Below are 16,606 nucleotides of genomic sequence, written 5' to 3' on the forward strand. Positions count from 1 at the left end.
GCGGCGCACCGCACGCGTGCCGCGTCGCCGGTCGAGCCGGGACGCCCGACCGCGTCCCTTCAGACGTGAGGGGCACCGGATGGCGGCTGACCGGGGAGCGGGTGCGGATCCGGCGTCCGGCGCGGAGGCGGCCGCCCTGGCGGACCGTCTCAAGGAGCGCATCTACGCGACGATCACGATGATCGCCGTGGTGGTCGGTCTCTCACTCGGTGAGGTGGGCGCCCTCGGCGCCGTCGCCACGGTCGTGACGACCGCCGTGGGGCTGTGGCTCGCGGCGTTCGTCGCGGACCAGCAGGCGCACCGCACCGTCCATCGCCGGTTCGCCACCGGCCCCGAACTACGCCGCATGCTGTACGTCAGCAGCCCGCTGTTGTCGTGCGCGGTGGGCCCGGCCGTGCTGATCGCCCTGGCCGCGCTCGACGTGCTGTCCCTGCACGCCGCCTTGTCGGCCGCGGCCGGTGTCGGGGTCGTCTCCCTCTTCCTGTGGGGCTGCCTGGGCGGGCTCCGGATGGGCGGCGGCACGCTGACGGCGGTGGCGGCCGGCCTCGTGGACGCGGTGATCGGTGTGGCGGTGGCCCTGGTGAAGGCGGCCGCCGGGCACTGAGAAGGCGTCACACGGCCGTCCCGCCCTCACGCCGCGACGGCGGTCAAGGGAGCACGCGACCCGGCCGGTCAGGGAGCACGCGACCCGGCCGGTCCGGGATAACGCGGCCGCGGCGTTCTCTTCGGCGGCGCCGGGGTACACGGAGAAGCAGTACCACTACGGGTACCACTACGAATCGGAGGCGGTCATGCTCCTCCTCGGCATCATCCTCTTGGTAATCGGCTTGATCACCGGCGTATCGATCCTGTGGACGATCGGGCTCATCCTCGCCGTCGTCGGCGGGGTCCTGTGGATCCTGGGCTCCACGGGCCGCGCGGTCGCGGGGCGCCGGCACTATTGGTGACGCTGCCTCGGCAGCCGGCAGGGCACGGGTGGTAGGGGCTTCCTGACGGGGCCCCTACCACCCGTGTGTCGGGGCCCTACAGCCCGTGCCGCAGGATCAGGCGTGGGGTCCGGCGCACGAGCCAGGCGCCGGCCAGCCCGATCGCGGCCCCGGCGACGACGTCGCTGGGATAGTGCGCGCCGGACTGCACCCGCTCCAGGGCCACCGCGGCCGCCGGAACGGCGCACACCGCGCCCATGACCGGCCAGACGGGTACGACGGCGGCGGTGAAGGCGACCGCCGCGGCGGTGTGCCCGGAAGGAAACGAGGAGGAGTCTGGGCGGTCGTCGACCTCGTCGTGCGGGATCCATTCCGCCGGCGGTCTGGGCCGGTCGGCGAGTTGTTTGCACAGGCCGTTCGACGTCAACTGGGCCACCACCACGGCCCCCAGTCCCGCGGCGGCCGCCCGGCGCCCCCGCCATCCGCCCAGCGAGGCCATGACGACGGCGGCCCCGCACCACAGTTTCGTACTCTCCGCGGACTCCTCCACGGCCGACAGCACCATCGCGACGCCCCGGGGGATGCGGGACGCGGCCTGCTGGGTCAGCACCCGGTCAGTTTCGAACAAGCCCGTCAGCAACTTCATGCAGTGTGGTTATCCCGAACCGGGCGAGTGAAGCGGCCGAATCGCTCCGGACCTGTTCGCCAGGACATCGGCCCCCGTCATGCCTCGTCCAGGCGGCGCACGTCCTTCTCGGTCCACTTCCTGGTGTCGCGCGGCTCGGTGTACGGCTCCTTGTCCGGGGGCAGGCCGCCCGCGATCGACCGCTGCCGGACGATCTCCGCGTCGAACTCCAGGCCGAGCAGGATGGCCAGGTTGCTGATCCAGAGCCAGACAAGGAAGACGATGACCCCGGCCATCGTGCCGTACGTCCGGTTGTACGAGGCGAAGTTGGCGACGTAGACGGCGAAGGCCGCCGACGCGATCATCCAGATGAGCAGGGCGACGAAGCTGCCGGGGGTGATCCACCGGAACCCCTTCACCCTGGCGTTCGGACTGGCCCAGTACAACAGGGCGATCATGACCGTCACCAGGACCACCAGCACGGGCCACTTGGCGATCGACCACACCGTCAGCGCCGTGTCGCCGATCCCGAGAGCCGTCCCGGCCTGCCGGGCCAGAGCACCGGTGAAGACGACGATCAGCGCGCTGGCGACGGCGAGCACCATCAGGGCGACCGTCAGCCCGACCCGCACGGGGAGGATCTTCCACACCGGACGGCCCTCGGGCATGTCGTAGACCTGGTTGGCCGCGCGCATGAAGGCGGCCACGTACCCGGAGGCCGACCACACCGCCAGGACGAGACCGACGAGCGCCATGACCGACCCGACGCCGGCGTTGGCCTGCAACTGCGTGACCGCGCCCGTGAGGATGTCGCGTACGGAGCCGGGAGCGAGCCGCCCGAGGTTGTCCACCACCGCGTCCGTCGTGGATCCGCCGGTGAGACCGAGCAGCGACACCAGGACCAGCAGAGCCGGGAACAGCGACAGCAGACCGTAGTAGGTCAGCGCGGCAGCCCGGTCGGTCAGTTCGTCGTCCTGGAACTCCCGCAGACTGCCCTTGAGTACCGCCGCCCACGCCCGCTTCGGCAGCTGTGTCGGGGCATCCGGCGCGCGCCGCTCCACCGCGGGCCCCGGCCCCACTTCCTCGGGCGGCGGGATCGCGTGCTCCGCGGTCTCATGGTTGCCGTGGTGCTCGCTCCGCCCGGGAAGATGCAGCTTCATGCACCGCGGGTACCCACGGATCCCCGCTCCACCACGGGCGGCCACGCCCTGGGCGCCGTCAGGCTGCCGCGCCCCGCCGTGCCGAATGCCGGGCCGAACGGCGGGCCGCCCGACCGCGCCCGGCGGGAGAGGGGCCGGCGTCGTGGACCAGGCGCAGGTGGCGTTTGCGGGCGTGCCGCGCCGCGCGTGGGCGGCCCGACAACCGGTCCTCGATGCGGTCCATGGCGTACAGCAGCACACCCAGGGCCGGCAGCAGCAGCACGGCGACAGCGATCACAGCCCCGTTCCCTCCCGGTCGGCGACACGGACCGGGTTCCCCTCCCGGAGCGTTCGGCAGCGCGGGGATGTGAGGGTCCGGTGACCACCGGGTGCAGACGGCGCGTGGGCCGCGGGCCCGTGCCCCCTGCGTGCATGGAACGCCGCGGCCGGCGCAACCGAGAGAACATGGAGTGCGCGATCTACCGAGAGCAGACAGGCGAATGCGAGCGGCTCGACTGCCGGGAGGAGGACGACGGGTGCCACGTCACCCTCGACCGGCTGGCCGAGCTGAAGCCGGACGAGTTCGCCTGGATCCGGATGGACGAACCCGGCCAGGACGAGCTGCAGCGGCTGGGGGAGCACCTGAAGTTGCATCCGCTGGCGATCGAGGACGCCGTGACGGCGCACCAGCGGCCCAAGCAGGAACGCTACGGCGATGTGCTGGCGGTCGCGCTGAAGACGCTGTGGTTCGTCGAGCGGACCGCGGACGTGGAGACCGGCGAGGTGATGATCTTCCTCGGCCCGTCCTTCGCGCTGACCGTCCGGCACGGCACACTCGACCCGACGGTGGAGGCGGAGCGCCGGCTGGCACAGGACCCGGAGATGGCCCGGCTCGGACCGGCGAGTGTCCTCCACGCGGTCACCGACGTGATCGTCGACGCCTACGCGCAGGCCGCCGCCCAGGTCCGCGCCGACCTCACCGACCTCGAACGGTGTGTGTTCTCACCCGCCAGGGACGATCTGACGGAGCAGATCTACTCGCTCAAGCGGGAGGTGGTGGAGTTCCGGGACGCCGTGCAGCCCCTGGTCCCCGTGCTGCAGGACTTCACCAGGCCCGCCGACGCCTGGCCGCGGCAGCTGGTGCCGTACTTCCGCGACGTCGCCGACCACCTCACCCGCACCGACACCGAGGTCCGCGCTCTGGACGACCTGCTCGGCTCCGTCCTGGACGCCCACCTGGCGAAGGTGGGCACCTGGCAGAACGACGACATGCGCCGCATCAGCGCCTGGGCGGCCATCCTGGCCATCCCGACCATGGTCGCCGGGATCTACGGCATGAACTTCGCGGACATGCCCGAGCTGAGCTGGCGCTACGGCTATCCGTGCGCGCTGGCCGTGATGGCCCTCGGGGCGGGACTGCTGTACCGGGCCTTCCGCCGCAACGGGTGGCTGTGACACCCCCGACCCCACACGGGACACCACCGGCACCACGGACGCCACCGGCACCACAGACGGACACCACGGACACCACGCACACCACGGACACCACCGTTCCCATCGAGGCCGGCCGGGCTCGCCCTGATCACCCCTGAAATGCCGCCCCGTCCCGCACCGGCCGGAAGGCGTCCTCAGCCGTAGCCCCCTGGGACCAGGCCGCCGTGTACGCGCCGGGGCCGAGCAGCGCGCGGACCCGTGCCTCGGCGGCGACGTGCGCCTCATGGAACGGGCGCAGGCCGATCAGCGCCACCCCCGTGTCCTGGCGCATGCGGTGGGCGGCCCCCAGCAGCCACGCCGCGCGCGTGCCGTCGCCGGTGGCCGCCACCGCCCAGGCCAGCGTCTCCAGGCCCCAGACCGGACCCCAGCTGTCCCCGATGGCGCGCTGGCGCACCAGAGCGGACCGCAGGGAAGGCAGGGCCTGCTCCGCCGCACCGTGACGCAGCTCCACGAGCCCCGTGCACCACTGGGCCCAGGTGCGCGCCCACTCCGCTCCGCTCGCCTCCGCCTCGGCGACGTACACGTCCCGGGCCGCCGAGGCCGATGCCCGGGTGCCGAAGAACGCCTCCGCCATGGCCCACAGCATCGTCGCCATGTGCGCGTCGCCGGCCTGCCCGAGCGCACGGAACCGGTCCCGCGCCACGGCCAGCAGCGCGACACTGGCGGGATCACCGCGCACGAGCATGGCGTACGCCCCCTCGATGTACGTCACCGGCGCCGCCGCCGGGCCGTCCGCCGACTCCCGGGCCGCCGCCCGGCATTCGGCCAGGAACCTCTCGGAGGCGGGGTTGTCCCCCTGGCAGAGGGCGATCCACGCCTTCATGGCCAGCGCACCGACGACCGGCACGGACTCGACCCCGTGCGGCGGGCCGGCACCCTCCTGCGCGGGGTGCCCACCGTCCGGGCCGGTGGCGAGCAGCCGTTCCAGCCAGTGCCGCCCCTCGCCCAGCGTGCTGCTGAAGAACCAGCAGCGGGTGCGCGCCAGGCTGACGGCGATCTCGACCCCGGCCGCGCGGAGGTCGGGCCGGCTCGCGCACTGGTCCAGGGCGGTGCGCAGATTGGGCAGTTCGGTGCGCAGCCGCAGCAGCCAGTCGACTTCACGCGGCCCGCACCACTCGTGACCTGCCCGCACCGCCGTCCGCCGGTAGAACTCGCAGTGCCGGACCCGCAGCCGCGAGGTCGCGCCCGCTTCCCGGAGCCGCTGCCCGCCGTACTGGCGGATGGTCTCCAGCATGCTGTACCGGGCGCGGTCGGCGCCGTGGCTGACCGCCACGATCGACTTGTCGACCAGTCCGGCCAGCAGGTCGAGCACGTCCTCGCGGGCCACGCCCTCGCCGGCGCAGACCACTTCCGCCGCCTCCAGGTCGAAGCCGCCGGAGAACACCGACAGCCGGTCCCACAGCAGCCGTTCGCCCTCGGTGCACAGGTCGTAGCTCCAGTCGACGACGCCGCGGAGGGTGTGGCGGTAGCGGGCCGACACGGGCGACTGCGGCAGGGACAGCAGGCGGAACCTGTCGTCGAGGCGCTCCAGGATCTCTTCGGCCGTCATCGCGCTGAGCCGCACCGCGGCGAGTTCGATCGCGAGCGGGATGCCGTCGAGACGCAGGCACAGCTGGGCGACCGCCCGGCGGTTGCGGGCGGTGAGCCGGAACGCGGGAGCGGAGCCGGCGGCCCGGTCCATGAGGAGCCGCACGGCCTCGGAGCGCAGCAGCGGGTCGTCGGCCTCCGCCGCGGCCGGGTCCCCGGGAGGAGCCGGGTGCGCGTCCCGGGGTGCGACGCCGATTCCCCGCCCCGTGGCCGGGGCCCCGGCCGCGGCCGTGGGCGACTCCTTGGGTCCGGCTCCGATTCCCCGCCCCGCGGCGCCAACTTTGCTGCCGCCGCCCACGGGGTCGTCCGCGTCGGGCAGGGTGAGCGACGGCACGGTCAGGACGTGCTCGCCGGGTGCGCCCAGGCGCTGCCGGCTCGTGGCCAGCACGCGCAGTCCGGGCGCCGCGCGCGCCAGCCTCAGGACGAGCGCGGCGACGCGTTCCACCAGATGCTCGCAGTTGTCCAGCACCAGCAGCAGGCGACGGTCGCGCAGATGGCCCGCGATGGCCTCCGCCGCGGGACGCGCGGACTGGTCGCGCAGGCCGAGCGCCTCCGAGACGGCCCGGTCGAGCAGGTCCGGGTCGCTCAGCGGGGCGAGATCGGCGAGCCGGACGCCGTCGGCGAACGAGGGCGCGACATCCGCCGCGACCCGCAGCGCGAGCCGTGTCTTGCCGACCCCGCCCACTCCCGTGAGGGTGACGAGCCGGGCCGCCCCCAGCAGGCGCCGCACCTCTGCCACCTGCGCCTCACGGCCGACGAACGTCGTCATCTCCAGCGGCAGTTCACCGTCCCGGGCCGGGGGAGCCGTCCGCACGCCCCGGACCTCGTCCAGGTTCGGAGCGGCCGCCAGCAGCCGCTGGTGCACCTGCCTCAGCTCCGACCCGGGGGCGACCCCCAGCTCCTCGGCGAGCAGCGCCGTGACCTCGCGATAGCTCTCCAGCGCCTCGCCCTGCCGTCCGCAGTCGAAGAGCGCCAGCATCCGCTGCGCCCAGAAGTGCTCGCGCAGCGGGTGGGCGTCGATGAGGCCGCGCAGTTCCGGCAGCACGTCGGCGGCCCGGCCGAGCGCCAGGTCCGCGTCGATCCGCAACTCCAGCGCGTCCAGGCGCTGTTCGTTCAGCGTCGCCACGACGCTCTGGAGGAGATGCCCGGGCAGATCGGAGAGCGGCTCGCCCCGCCACAGGCCCAGCGCCTCGCGCAGCAGGGGCGCCGCCCGTGCCGCCGCGCCCTCTTCGAGAGCCGTCCGCCCTTGGCGTACCAAGCCGGTGAAGCAGTGCAGGTCCAGGGCGCCCGGCGCGGCTTCGAGCAGATAGCCGTGGGGGCGGGTGAGCACGGGAGCGCCACCGGCCCCGCACCCCAGGGCGCGGCGCAGGCGCAGGACGTAGTTCTGCAGGGTGTTGCGGGCGCGGCCGGGCGGGCTCTCGCCCCACAGCCGGTGCACCAGCGTGTCCACGGTGACCACCTGGTTGGCATCGGCGAGCAGGGCGGCGAGCAGCAGCCGGACCTTCGCTGCGTCGATGCGTAAGGGCCGCTCGTCACACAGGACTTCGACGGGCCCCAGAACCCTGAACTCGTACCGCCCGCTCACCGTTCCCCCGGTCGTTCGCCCCGGGCGGTCACCCCGGAACACGACAAGTGACCACCCGGATACGCATTGTAGCCACCGCGTGACCGGGAGGTGACCGCGCGGAGGCCGGGGGCGGAGACGGTGGGCCCGGCGTTCACGGCACACCGTCCTGGAGTCCGCACCATGGCCTTGAGCAATCCCCGGCACCCGTATGCCGCCGTCGGCGAGACCCCGCCGGCGCGGACGGGCCCACGTACGACCCTGGGCGAGCACCTGAGAGGCCAGGTGCGTCGCCTGTGCGAGGCGGCAGGGCTCGCGGTCCCGGCCGACGGGTCCGCGCTCCCGCTGCTCGACCTGCTCGACCTGCTCGGTCCCGCGGCTCGTCGCCCCCTCGGGGCCGGCCCGCCCTCACCCTCGTTCGTCTGCGACGACCACTCGCCCGCCGAGCTCTCCCTCGCCCTCGGCGCCGCGACTCCGGTGGCCGTACGCCTCCTGGTCGAGCCCGGCTGCACGGCGACCACCCTGGAGGAGAACGGCCGCATCGGCCGCCGAGCCCTCGCGGCACTGGCCGCGCGCCGGGGGTTCTCGACCGAACCGGTGCGCCGGGTGGAGGACTTGTTCTTCCCGCCGGTCATGCACGGCTCCTTCGCACTGTGGTGTGCGATGGAACAGCGCCCGGGACCCAACTCGCCGGCGGGCGTCAAGGTCTACGTCGACCCGCGCGCCCATGGGCGCGAGCGCTCCGGCGAGGTCGCCGAGGAGGCACTGGCCCGCTTCGGCTTCGGCCGGGCGTGGCCCGCCCTCCGGGAACGCGCCACGCGGCGCGGCCCCGGCCGGGACGAGATCCTCTTCTTCGCCCTCGATCTCGGCGACTGGCACACCCCGCGGGTCAAGGTCTACGTCGCTCATCACGAGGTCACCGCCACGCAGGCGCAGGACGTGGCGCGCCTGCTGCCCGGGGAAGCGGCGGACCGGGTGAGGGAGTTCTGCCGCACGGTCGGCGGCGATCCCGGACGCTTCGCGCACCGGCCCCTGGTCTCCTGCCTGTCGTACACCGGCCGGGACCTGGAACGCCCCGGTGGACACACCCTCCATGTCCCGGTGCGCGACTACGCCCCGCACGACGGGGTCGCCCGGGACCGCGCCACCGCCGCCCTGCGGCGCCTCGGCACGGACGACGGCGTCGTCGACCGCGCCCTGGCAGCGATGACGTCCCGTCAGCCGGCCGACGGGGTGGGGCTGATCACCTATGTGTCCCTCGTGCAGAGCACCTGGCAGCCGCCTCGCGTGAACGTCTACTTCTCGCCGGAGGCCTACGCGGTCCGTCCTCCACGCACCGCCGAGCCCGGCCCGGGAGGAGTGAGGTAGTGGAGCCGTACAGGATCAAGGTCGTCGAACCGATCCCGGTGACGACGCGGGCCCAGCGCGAGCAGGCCCTGCGCCGGGTGCACTACAACCTGTTCGGGCTGCGCGCCGACGAGGTCACCATCGACCTCCTCACGGACTCGGGCACGGGAGCCCTCTCGGCGGCGCAGTGGGCCGCGGCCATGGCCGGTGACGAGTCGTACGCCGGTTCGCGGTCCTTCTTCCACTTCCGGGACGTGGTCCAGGACCTCACGTCCTACCCCTGCGTCCTCCCCGTCCACCAGGGCCGGGCAGCGGAACGCATCCTCTTCTCCGCGCTGCTCACCCCGGGGCAGATCACGCTGAGCAACACCCACTTCGACACCACCCGCGCCAATGTGGAGCTCGCCGGCTGCCGGGCCGTGGATCTGCCCTGCCCGCAGGCCGGAGATCTGGACAGCACGGAGCCGTTCAAGGGCGACATCGATCTGCGCCGCCTGGAGGAAGCCCTGCGCGGCCCCGACGCCGGCCGCATCGCCCTGGTCGTCATGACGCTGACCAACAACGGCGAGGCCGGCCAGCCCGTCTCCATGGACAACCTCTCCCGGGCCGCCGCGCTGTGCCGGGAGCACGCCGTCCCGCTGTTCCTCGACGCCGCCCGGTTCGCCGAGAACGCCTGGCTGGTCACCCGGCACGAGGACGGCTACCGGCACCTGAGCCCGCGTCAGGTCGCCGAGCAGGCCTTCCGGCTGGCCGACGGCTGCCTGATGAGCGCGAAGAAGGACGGCATCGTCCACATCGGCGGTTTCCTCGGCTTGCGCGACCGTTCCCTCGCCGAACGGTGCGAGCTGCTGCTCATCGCCACGGAAGGCTTCCCCACCTACGGCGGTCTGGCGGGCCGGGACCTGGACATGATCGCCCAGGGGCTGACCGAGGTCACTGATCCCCGTCATCTCCAGGCCCGGGCCGACGCCGCCCGGCACCTCGCCCGCCTGGCCCGCGACGCCGGCATCGACATCGTCGAACCGCCGGGGCTGCACGCCCTCTACCTCAACGCGGGCCGGCTGCTTCCGCACATCCCCGCACACCGCTTTCCCGGCCACGCGCTCGCCTGCCAGCTCTACCTCGAAGGCGGCATCCGTTCGGTCGAGTTGGGCTCCCTCTACCTCGGCCGCGAGGACGAGAACGGCACCCCGGTGACCTCGGTGCCCTACGAACTGGTCCGGCTCGCCCTTCCCCGCCGGACGTACGGTCTGAGCCACCTGAACCACGTCGGCGAGGTCCTGGCGGCCACGGCCCGGGCCAAGGAGCGGATCCCGGGCTACCGCCTGATCGAACAGCCCTCACTCCTGCGGCACTTCCGCTGCAAGCTGGAACCCGACGTGGACGCCGGTGGCGCCCGTTAGCGGAGACCGGCCAACTTGAGTCGACTGGTATCAACTTGATCCAGTCGGCACTTGTCAACCATGCTCCCGTTGGGTTATACGAGAGGGGCGGATCTTGCCGTCACGGTCGCGACCGTGACGGCTGTCAGCCAGGAGTGAAGGGAGAAGTGGGAATGCTTGTGCGTACCGGCGCTCCGGGGGACCTGGACCGGCTCACGCGTGAGCTCGCACGGAGCGCCACGGCCGGCACCGTCATCCCGGCCGATGTCTGGCGCGACGACGAGGCGTTCTTCGTCCAGTTCGATCTGCCGGGCATGGACCGCTCCAGCATCGAGGTGACCGTGGAACGGGGGACCCTCCTGCTGAGCGCCGAGCGCCCGTCCCCGGTCCCGGCCGGAGCCAGGCCCGTCCTCACCGAGCGTCCCACCGGCCGGTTCAGCCGCCGTCTCACCCTGTCCGACGCCCTCGACGCCGACGCTGCCCAGGCGGTCTACGACAACGGCGTGCTCACCTTGCGCATCCCGCTGGCCGCGCACGCCAAGCCCCGCAAGATCGCCATCACGGGTGGCGAACCCAAGCAGGTCACCGCCTGAGCGACGCTTGGTGGTTCCCTGTCCGTGCTGTTAAGCGGTCGCCGTCGACCCGTGACAGCCGATAGCGTCGGACTCCCGGCCGCCCGCACCCGGCGGTGGCCCGACCAGGAGCGATTCCCGTGACCGACCAGCGAGCGACGACGACCTTGTGGCGCCCGACCGGGCCCAAGGAGCTGGAGTTGGTGCGGGAGTCGGACTGGCGTGCCTGGCCGCCCCGTCTCCCCGAGCAGCCGATCTTCTACCCGGTCCTCAACGAGGACTACGCCGTCAGGATCGCGCGCGACTGGAACGTCAAGCACGACGGTGCCGGCTACGTCACCCGCTTCGAGGTCGAGTCCGCCTTCCTGCGCAGGTATCCCGTACAGCAGGCGGGCGGACGGACCATTCTCGAACTGTGGGTGCCCGCCGAGGAACTCGACGAGTTCAACGCCCACATCGTCGGCAGGATCGAGCTGATCCACGAGTTCCACTGAGCCGCCGCCGGTCTCCGGTCCCCGCCCCGGGACCGGGAAGCGCCGCCCGCGGGCCTACCTGATGCGGTAGGCCCGCAGGAACGTCCGGACCCCTTCCACGACGAGCGGCCGGACGCGGGGGTCCTCCGCGGCGTTCGCCGATCCGAGCCGGTCCAGCGCGACGCCGAAGGTCAGCGCGATGAACTGGTCGGCCGCGAGCCGGGCGTCGGGCACGTCGAGCAGCCCCGCGTCGGCGAACGCGGCGAAGCGCTCGGCGACGGCCTCGTCGGGCGTGTCGGCCATGGAGTTGTAGCCGCGGTGCGGCAGATGCCCCGACTCCGTCCGCACGAGGCGTTGCAGCGTGGCGTACTCCGCCGAGCCGAGCATGTCGGTGGCGATGCGCATCGAGAACTCGACCAGCGCGTCCTCGAGTTCGCCGGCGTCGGTGAGCTTGCTGAGGGTGTCGTCCAGGGTCTGCCGGATGGTCGTGATCATCGACTGGCCGATGGCGTCGACGACGGCCTGCAGCAGCGTCTGCTTGTCCCCGAAGTAGTCGTAGACCGTCCGCTTGGACACCTCGGCCCGGGCGGCGATCGCGTCGACGCTGGACCGGTCGAAACCGTCGGCGAGGAACAGTTCCCGGGCCGCCTGGAGGATGGCGGCCCGCTTCCGCGCGGAGCCCTCGCGCAGGGTCTTCGTGGTCGGCATGAACACCATCCTAACCGTTCTACACTGCACGGTGTAGTGTAGTTTCCGAACCGGTCGCACCTCACCCTGCTCGGCCGTCTCGGAAGGACGTCCATGACCGCAACTCTGGCTCCCCCCTTACGCATCGGCAAAGCCGCCGTCGCCGCCCTCGGCGCGCTGGCGGTCGCCACCGGCGCCCTGGAATCGGTGGTGACGCCGACCCTCCCGCTCCTCCAACGCGAACTGGGCATGAGCCCGGCCGAAGGAGCGCTGCTCAGCATCGTGCTGCTCATCACCGGCGCGCTCGTCACACCGATCGCGGGCAAACTGGGCGACCGCCACGGTGGAAAACGCGTCCTGATCCGGCTGATGGCGGTGGTCTCGGCCGGTGGTCTGGTGTCCTCCCTGGCGCCGAACCTGCCGGTGTTGCTGCTCGGCCAGGTGCTCCAAGGGGCCATGGTGGGCGCCCTGCCCCTGTCGTTCATCCTGGTGCGCAAACTCCTCCCCGCCGGCGAGTCCAAGGTGGCCATCGGGGTCGTCAGCGGGTTGTTCGTCGCGGGCGGGATGGCGGGAACGCTGGCGGCCGGGCCCGTCGCGGAAGGGCTGTCCCGGCACTGGATGTTCGCCCTTCCCACGATCGCGGTCATCGGCGGCACCCTGCTGGTGAACAGGCTGTTCCCGCAGGATCCGCCGGGCCGGCCGGACGGCACCGGGATCGACTGGCCCGGCCTGCTTCTGCTGAGCGGGACGCTCGTGACGCTCATGCTCGTGCTGGCCCTGGCACCCGACATCGCCGCCCAGCCCCTCGTGCTCGGCGCCCTCCTCCTCGCCTTGGCCGGCTTCGTGACCGCGTGGGCAGCCGTCGAACGCCGTGCGGCCTCACCGATGGTCGATCTGCGCATGCTGGCGCGGCCCGCGATGTGGAAGGCGTGCGTGCTGACGTTCGTGACGTGCGTCGGCACCTCGCTCGCCGTCTATCTCGTCCCGCAGCTGTTCGCGGTGCCCGCCGACGCCTACGGCTTCGGGGCCGGCGCCACCGAGATCGGCCTCTTTCTGCTGCCCGGCGCTGTCGCCGCCGCGCTGGCCGGGCCGGTCAGCGGGATCGGGGCCCGGCGTCTCGGCTCGCGCGCCGTGGTGACCGCCGGGATCGTCCTCATGGCGGTCGCCCTGGTGGCCCTGGCCGCCGTGCACACGGAGATCTGGCACCTCGTCATCGGCAAGGTGATGATCTCGCTCGCGAGCGGCCTGTGCGTGACGGCGCTGGTGACCGGCACCGCCGCCTCCGTCGACCAGGGCGACACCGGCATCGCCACCAGCCTGGTCCTGGTCACGCGCGTGGTCGGCTACGCCGTGGGCGCGCAGCTCGGGGGTGCGCTCCTGACCGCCGGGACCCCCGCCGGATCGGACGTCCCGGCCGAATCGGCCTTCGTCACCGGCTTCGTCATAGCAGGCGCCGTCACGGCACTGTCCCTGCTGGTCAGCCGCACCATGAGCAAAGGAGTCGAGGAATGACCCGCACCGATCCGCCGAGGCCCGTCGCCGATCCGCCGAAGCCCGTTCCCGATCCGCCCGGGCCCGTCCGCGGCAGGCCGGGGCGCAGGGTCCTGATCTCCGGGGCCAGCATCGCGGGGCCCGCCCTCGCGTACTGGCTCCACCGCCACGGGTACGCGGTCACGGTCGTCGAGAAGGCGAGTTCACCGCGTGACGGCGGCTACCCCGTCGACGTGCGCGGCCCCGCGCTGGAGGTCGTCCGGCGGATGGGAGTCCTGCCGGAACTCCGGGACGCGCACGTCGACCTGCGCCGGCTCACCTTCCTCGACGAGGACGGGGGAGAGGTCGTCTCGGTCAGCCCGCACACCGTCACCGGCGGTACCGCGGGCCGGGACCTGGAGGTGCGGCGCGGGGATCTGGTCGCCGCCCTCCACGCGGCGGTCCGTGACGACGTGGAGTTCCTGTTCGACGACTCCATCCACACCCTCGACGCGTCCGGCCACGCGGTCGACGTCACCTTCAGCGGTGGCAGCACGCGCACCTTCGACATGGTGTTCGGTGCGGACGGGGTGCACTCGCGGACACGCGAGCTCGTGTTCGGCCCGGAGGAGCGGTTCCACCGTCACCTCGGCTACTGCTTCGCCGTTTTCACCATGCGCAACACCCTCGGTCTCTCCCACGAGACGGTGATGTGGAACAGCCCGGGCAGAGCCGCCGCCCTCTACGCCGTCGGGGACGCCGACGAGGTGCACGCCTTCCTGAACTTCGCCCACCCGGAACCACCCTTCGACGCGTTCAGGAACCCGCAGGCCCAGCGGGACCTCATCGACAAGGTCTTCGCCGACGCGGGCTGGCAGGTCCCGGGCATGCTCACCGCCCTTTGCGACGCGGACGACCTGTACTTCGACGCGGTCGGCCAGATCCGGATGCCCCGCTGGTCCAGCGGCAGGGTCGCGTTGCTGGGCGACGCCGCCTACGCGCCCTCGTTCCTCACCGGCCAGGGCACCAGCCTCGCCCTCGTCGGCGCGTACATGCTCGCCGCCTCCCTCGCCGGCCGCGACCACGCCACGGGCTTCGCCGCCTACGAACGCGACACCCGGGAGTTCGTCACCGTGAACCAGGACCAGGCCGGTGCGGGCGAGGCCACGCTCTTCCCGACCACCGCACGGGCCCTGGAGCAGCGCAACGCCATGCTGCGGCAGCTCACCACCCTGCCCGCCGCGCCGGAACGACCGGCCCATACGGCGCTCACCCTGCCCGCCTTCGCGCCCGGGAGGTGAGCCCGCGCCCCGGGTGGTGACGGCGGTGCGATGATCCCGGAGCGCTACTGTTCCAGGGCACCGACAGCGGTATGGACACTCGGCGGACACGGGACGGGCGGGGAACGAGGATGGAGCCGGACGGATCAGCGCCCCTGCTCGCCTTCACCGCCGGTGTCCTCATCGCGCTGGTCACCGCACCGGTGGGTGTCTCCGGCGCCGTGTTCCTGCTGCCGGTGCAGCTCAGCGTCCTCGGTGTCCCCAGCCCCGCCGTCACCCCCACCAACCTGCTCTACAACGTGGTCGCCGGCCCCGGCGCACTGCTGCGCTACCGCCACGACGGCAGCCTCTACGGCCCGTTGACCCGCAGACTGATCGCGGGCACGCTGCCCGGCGTCGTGCTCGGCGCCCTCATCCGCGTGTTCGCCCTCCCCGGACCCGCCGTCTTCCGGCTCCTGGTCGCCGTCCTGCTGCTGCCGCTGGGACTCTGGCTGATCGCCCGCACGCTCCGCGCACCGGCCACCCCCACACCGCACGAGCCCGCACCGCGCACCCTCACCCTGCTGGCGCTGGCCGTCGGCACGATCGGCGGGGTCTACGGCATCGGCGGCGGCTCCCTGCTCGGCCCCGTCCTGGTGGGCCGCGGCATGCCCGTCGCGCAGGTCGCCCCCGCGGCCCTCGCCTCCACGTTCCTGACCTCACTGGTCGGTGCGGGAACCTACGGACTGCTCGCCCTCACCGGCGGCGAGGACATCGCCCCCGACTGGTTCCTCGGACTGGCCTGCGGACTGGGCGGCCTGACCGGCGGCTACCTGGGAGCCCGCCTGCAGCCCCGGCTGCCCGAGGGCGCACTGCGTCTCCTGCTGGGCTCCCTCGCCGCCGCGATCGGCGCCCTCTACGCGGCCCAGGCCCTCGCCTAGGAGCCGGCCGGGGAACAGCACGACCGAGCGCCCCGGCCGGACCGAACGGCCGGCCGGGGCGCTCCAGGGACGTGCGGGCCGGGGCAGGGCGCCGCCCCGGCGCGGGATCAGGCGGTGGCGAGGAACTCCAGCGTGTCGATCACGCGGTTCGAGAAGCCCCACTCGTTGTCGTACCACGCGACCACCTTGACGTGGCGGCCGTCGACGCGGGTGAGCGCCGAGTCGAAGATCGACGAGGCGGGGTTGCCCACGATGTCGGACGACACCAGCGGGTCCTCCGAGTATTCGAGGACGCCGGCGAGCGGCCCCTCCGCCGCAGCGCGGTACGCCGCCAGCACGTCCTCGCGCGTCACCTCGCGTGCGACCGTCGTGTTGAGTTCGACGATCGAGCCCACCGGCACCGGTACGCGGATCGAGTCGCCCGACAGCTTGCCGTCCAGGTCCGGCAGCACCAGGCCGATCGCCTTGGCGGCGCCGGTCGTGGTCGGCACGATGTTGACGCCGGCGGCCCGGGCACGACGGGCGTCGCGGTGCGGACCGTCCTGGAGGTTCTGCTCCTGCGTGTAGGCGTGCACCGTCGTCATGAACCCGTGCTCGATGCCGGCGAGTTCGTCGAGGACCTTGGCCAGCGGCGCGAGCGCGTTGGTGGTGCAGGAGGCGTTGGAGACGATCGTGTGCACGGCCGGGTCGTAGGCGTCGGTGTTGACCCCGAACGCGAGCGTGACGTCGGCGCCGTCCGACGGCGCGCTGACGAGCACCTTCTTCGCACCCGCGTCGAGGTGGGCGCCTGCGGCCTTCGCCGAGGTGAAGCGGCCGGTGGCCTCCAGGACGATGTCGACGCCGAGTTCGGCCCACGGCAGCTGCGCCGGCTCGCGCTCGGCCAGCACCTTGATGCGGCGCCCGTCGACGACGAGGGTGTCCCCGTCGACGCTCACCGGACGCCCCAGCCGGCCGGCGGTGCTGTCGTAGGCGAGCAGCCGGGCGAGCGTGGCGGGCTCCGTCAGGTCGTTGACGGCGACGATCTCCAGGGCGCTGTCGCGCTCCAGCAGTGCGCGCAGCACGTTGCGCCCGATGCGGCCGAATCCGTTGATGGCGATGCGAGTCATGAATGAGGTCCCTTCCCTTCGCGCCACCATGCTC

General features: G+C 72.8%; 16 protein-coding genes. 10 read left to right on the plus strand and 6 right to left on the minus strand.

Annotated elements, in window-relative coordinates; all coding sequences use genetic code 11:
- The first annotated feature begins 79 nt into the window (after window positions 1-79).
- The gene (locus CHR28_RS01030; protein WP_094051466.1) at window positions 80-604 is read left to right on the plus strand and encodes a hypothetical protein; all 525 of its coding nucleotides are present in this window, start codon (window positions 80-82) and stop codon (window positions 602-604) included.
- Between the two features lie 187 nt (window positions 605-791).
- Window positions 792-947 carry a DUF6131 family protein gene (locus CHR28_RS37640; protein ID WP_094051467.1) on the plus strand — a complete coding sequence of 52 codons (156 nt, stop codon included), beginning with the start codon at window positions 792-794 and terminating at the stop codon, window positions 945-947.
- A gap of 76 nt (window positions 948-1,023) precedes the next feature.
- Here the strand turns inward: CHR28_RS37640 and CHR28_RS01040 are convergent, their stop codons facing one another.
- The 3 genes from CHR28_RS01040 to CHR28_RS01050 all read right to left on the minus strand — a co-directional run bounded on the left by CHR28_RS01040 (window position 1,024) and on the right by CHR28_RS01050 (window position 2,988).
- Complete coding sequence (locus tag CHR28_RS01040) at window positions 1,024-1,572, minus strand: phosphatase PAP2 family protein (RefSeq protein WP_094051468.1); 549 nt, start codon at window positions 1,570-1,572, stop codon at window positions 1,024-1,026.
- A 77-nt stretch (window positions 1,573-1,649) separates the two neighbouring features.
- Window positions 1,650-2,711 carry a YihY/virulence factor BrkB family protein gene (locus CHR28_RS01045; RefSeq protein WP_094051469.1) on the minus strand — a complete coding sequence of 354 codons (1,062 nt, stop codon included), beginning with the start codon at window positions 2,709-2,711 and terminating at the stop codon, window positions 1,650-1,652.
- A 58-nt stretch (window positions 2,712-2,769) separates the two neighbouring features.
- On the minus strand, window positions 2,770-2,988 hold the full coding sequence (locus CHR28_RS01050; RefSeq protein ID WP_094051470.1) for a hypothetical protein: 219 nt from the start codon (window positions 2,986-2,988) through the stop codon (window positions 2,770-2,772).
- A 134-nt stretch (window positions 2,989-3,122) separates the two neighbouring features.
- Here CHR28_RS01050 and CHR28_RS01055 point away from each other — a divergent pair, with 134 nt between their 5' ends.
- The gene (locus CHR28_RS01055; protein ID WP_256984052.1) at window positions 3,123-4,145 is read left to right on the plus strand and encodes a magnesium and cobalt transport protein CorA; all 1,023 of its coding nucleotides are present in this window, start codon (window positions 3,123-3,125) and stop codon (window positions 4,143-4,145) included.
- A gap of 127 nt (window positions 4,146-4,272) precedes the next feature.
- Here the strand turns inward: CHR28_RS01055 and CHR28_RS38070 are convergent, their stop codons facing one another.
- Window positions 4,273-7,356 carry a BTAD domain-containing putative transcriptional regulator gene (locus CHR28_RS38070; RefSeq protein ID WP_094051472.1) on the minus strand — a complete coding sequence of 1,028 codons (3,084 nt, stop codon included), beginning with the start codon at window positions 7,354-7,356 and terminating at the stop codon, window positions 4,273-4,275.
- Between the two features lie 162 nt (window positions 7,357-7,518).
- Here CHR28_RS38070 and CHR28_RS01065 point away from each other — a divergent pair, with 162 nt between their 5' ends.
- The 4 genes from CHR28_RS01065 to CHR28_RS01080 all read left to right on the plus strand — a co-directional run bounded on the left by CHR28_RS01065 (window position 7,519) and on the right by CHR28_RS01080 (window position 11,130).
- A complete protein-coding gene (locus tag CHR28_RS01065; protein ID WP_094051473.1) occupies window positions 7,519-8,703 on the plus strand; it encodes a tryptophan dimethylallyltransferase family protein in 1,185 nt (394 codons plus the stop codon).
- Window positions 8,703-10,085 carry a tryptophanase gene (locus CHR28_RS01070; protein WP_094051474.1) on the plus strand — a complete coding sequence of 461 codons (1,383 nt, stop codon included), beginning with the start codon at window positions 8,703-8,705 and terminating at the stop codon, window positions 10,083-10,085. The genes CHR28_RS01065 and CHR28_RS01070 overlap by 1 nt, the downstream gene beginning before the upstream one ends.
- Before the next feature lie 152 nt (window positions 10,086-10,237).
- Window positions 10,238-10,657: an Hsp20/alpha crystallin family protein gene (locus CHR28_RS01075; RefSeq protein ID WP_094051475.1), complete on the plus strand. Its 420-nt coding sequence runs from the start codon at window positions 10,238-10,240 to the stop codon at window positions 10,655-10,657.
- Between the two features lie 119 nt (window positions 10,658-10,776).
- Window positions 10,777-11,130 (plus strand): hypothetical protein, encoded by a 354-nt coding sequence (locus tag CHR28_RS01080; protein WP_094051476.1) that lies wholly within the window; start codon window positions 10,777-10,779, stop codon window positions 11,128-11,130.
- Between the two features lie 54 nt (window positions 11,131-11,184).
- Here the strand turns inward: CHR28_RS01080 and CHR28_RS01085 are convergent, their stop codons facing one another.
- Entirely contained in the window at window positions 11,185-11,817 is a 633-nt protein-coding gene (locus tag CHR28_RS01085) for a TetR/AcrR family transcriptional regulator (protein WP_094051751.1), read from the minus strand.
- Window positions 11,818-11,910: 93 nt separating this feature from the next.
- On the opposite strand from CHR28_RS01085, the gene CHR28_RS01090 reads away from it, so the two are divergent.
- The 3 genes from CHR28_RS01090 (at window position 11,911) to CHR28_RS01100 (ending at window position 15,466) form a co-directional block, all read left to right on the plus strand.
- Window positions 11,911-13,308 carry an MFS transporter gene (locus CHR28_RS01090; RefSeq protein WP_094051477.1) on the plus strand — a complete coding sequence of 466 codons (1,398 nt, stop codon included), beginning with the start codon at window positions 11,911-11,913 and terminating at the stop codon, window positions 13,306-13,308.
- Window positions 13,305-14,567 carry an FAD-dependent monooxygenase gene (locus CHR28_RS01095; RefSeq protein WP_094051478.1) on the plus strand — a complete coding sequence of 421 codons (1,263 nt, stop codon included), beginning with the start codon at window positions 13,305-13,307 and terminating at the stop codon, window positions 14,565-14,567. The genes CHR28_RS01090 and CHR28_RS01095 overlap by 4 nt, the downstream gene beginning before the upstream one ends.
- Before the next feature lie 110 nt (window positions 14,568-14,677).
- A complete protein-coding gene (locus CHR28_RS01100; RefSeq protein WP_094051479.1) occupies window positions 14,678-15,466 on the plus strand; it encodes a sulfite exporter TauE/SafE family protein in 789 nt (262 codons plus the stop codon).
- 107 nt (window positions 15,467-15,573) lie between these two features.
- Here the strand turns inward: CHR28_RS01100 and gap are convergent, their stop codons facing one another.
- Window positions 15,574-16,572 (minus strand): type I glyceraldehyde-3-phosphate dehydrogenase, encoded by a 999-nt coding sequence (gap, locus tag CHR28_RS01105; RefSeq protein ID WP_094051480.1) that lies wholly within the window; start codon window positions 16,570-16,572, stop codon window positions 15,574-15,576.
- Window positions 16,573-16,606 lie beyond the last annotated feature (34 nt).

It is taken from the genome of Streptomyces sp. XY006, from assembly GCF_002237655.1.
GTDB classification, from domain to species: domain Bacteria; phylum Actinomycetota; class Actinomycetes; order Streptomycetales; family Streptomycetaceae; genus Streptomyces; species Streptomyces levis.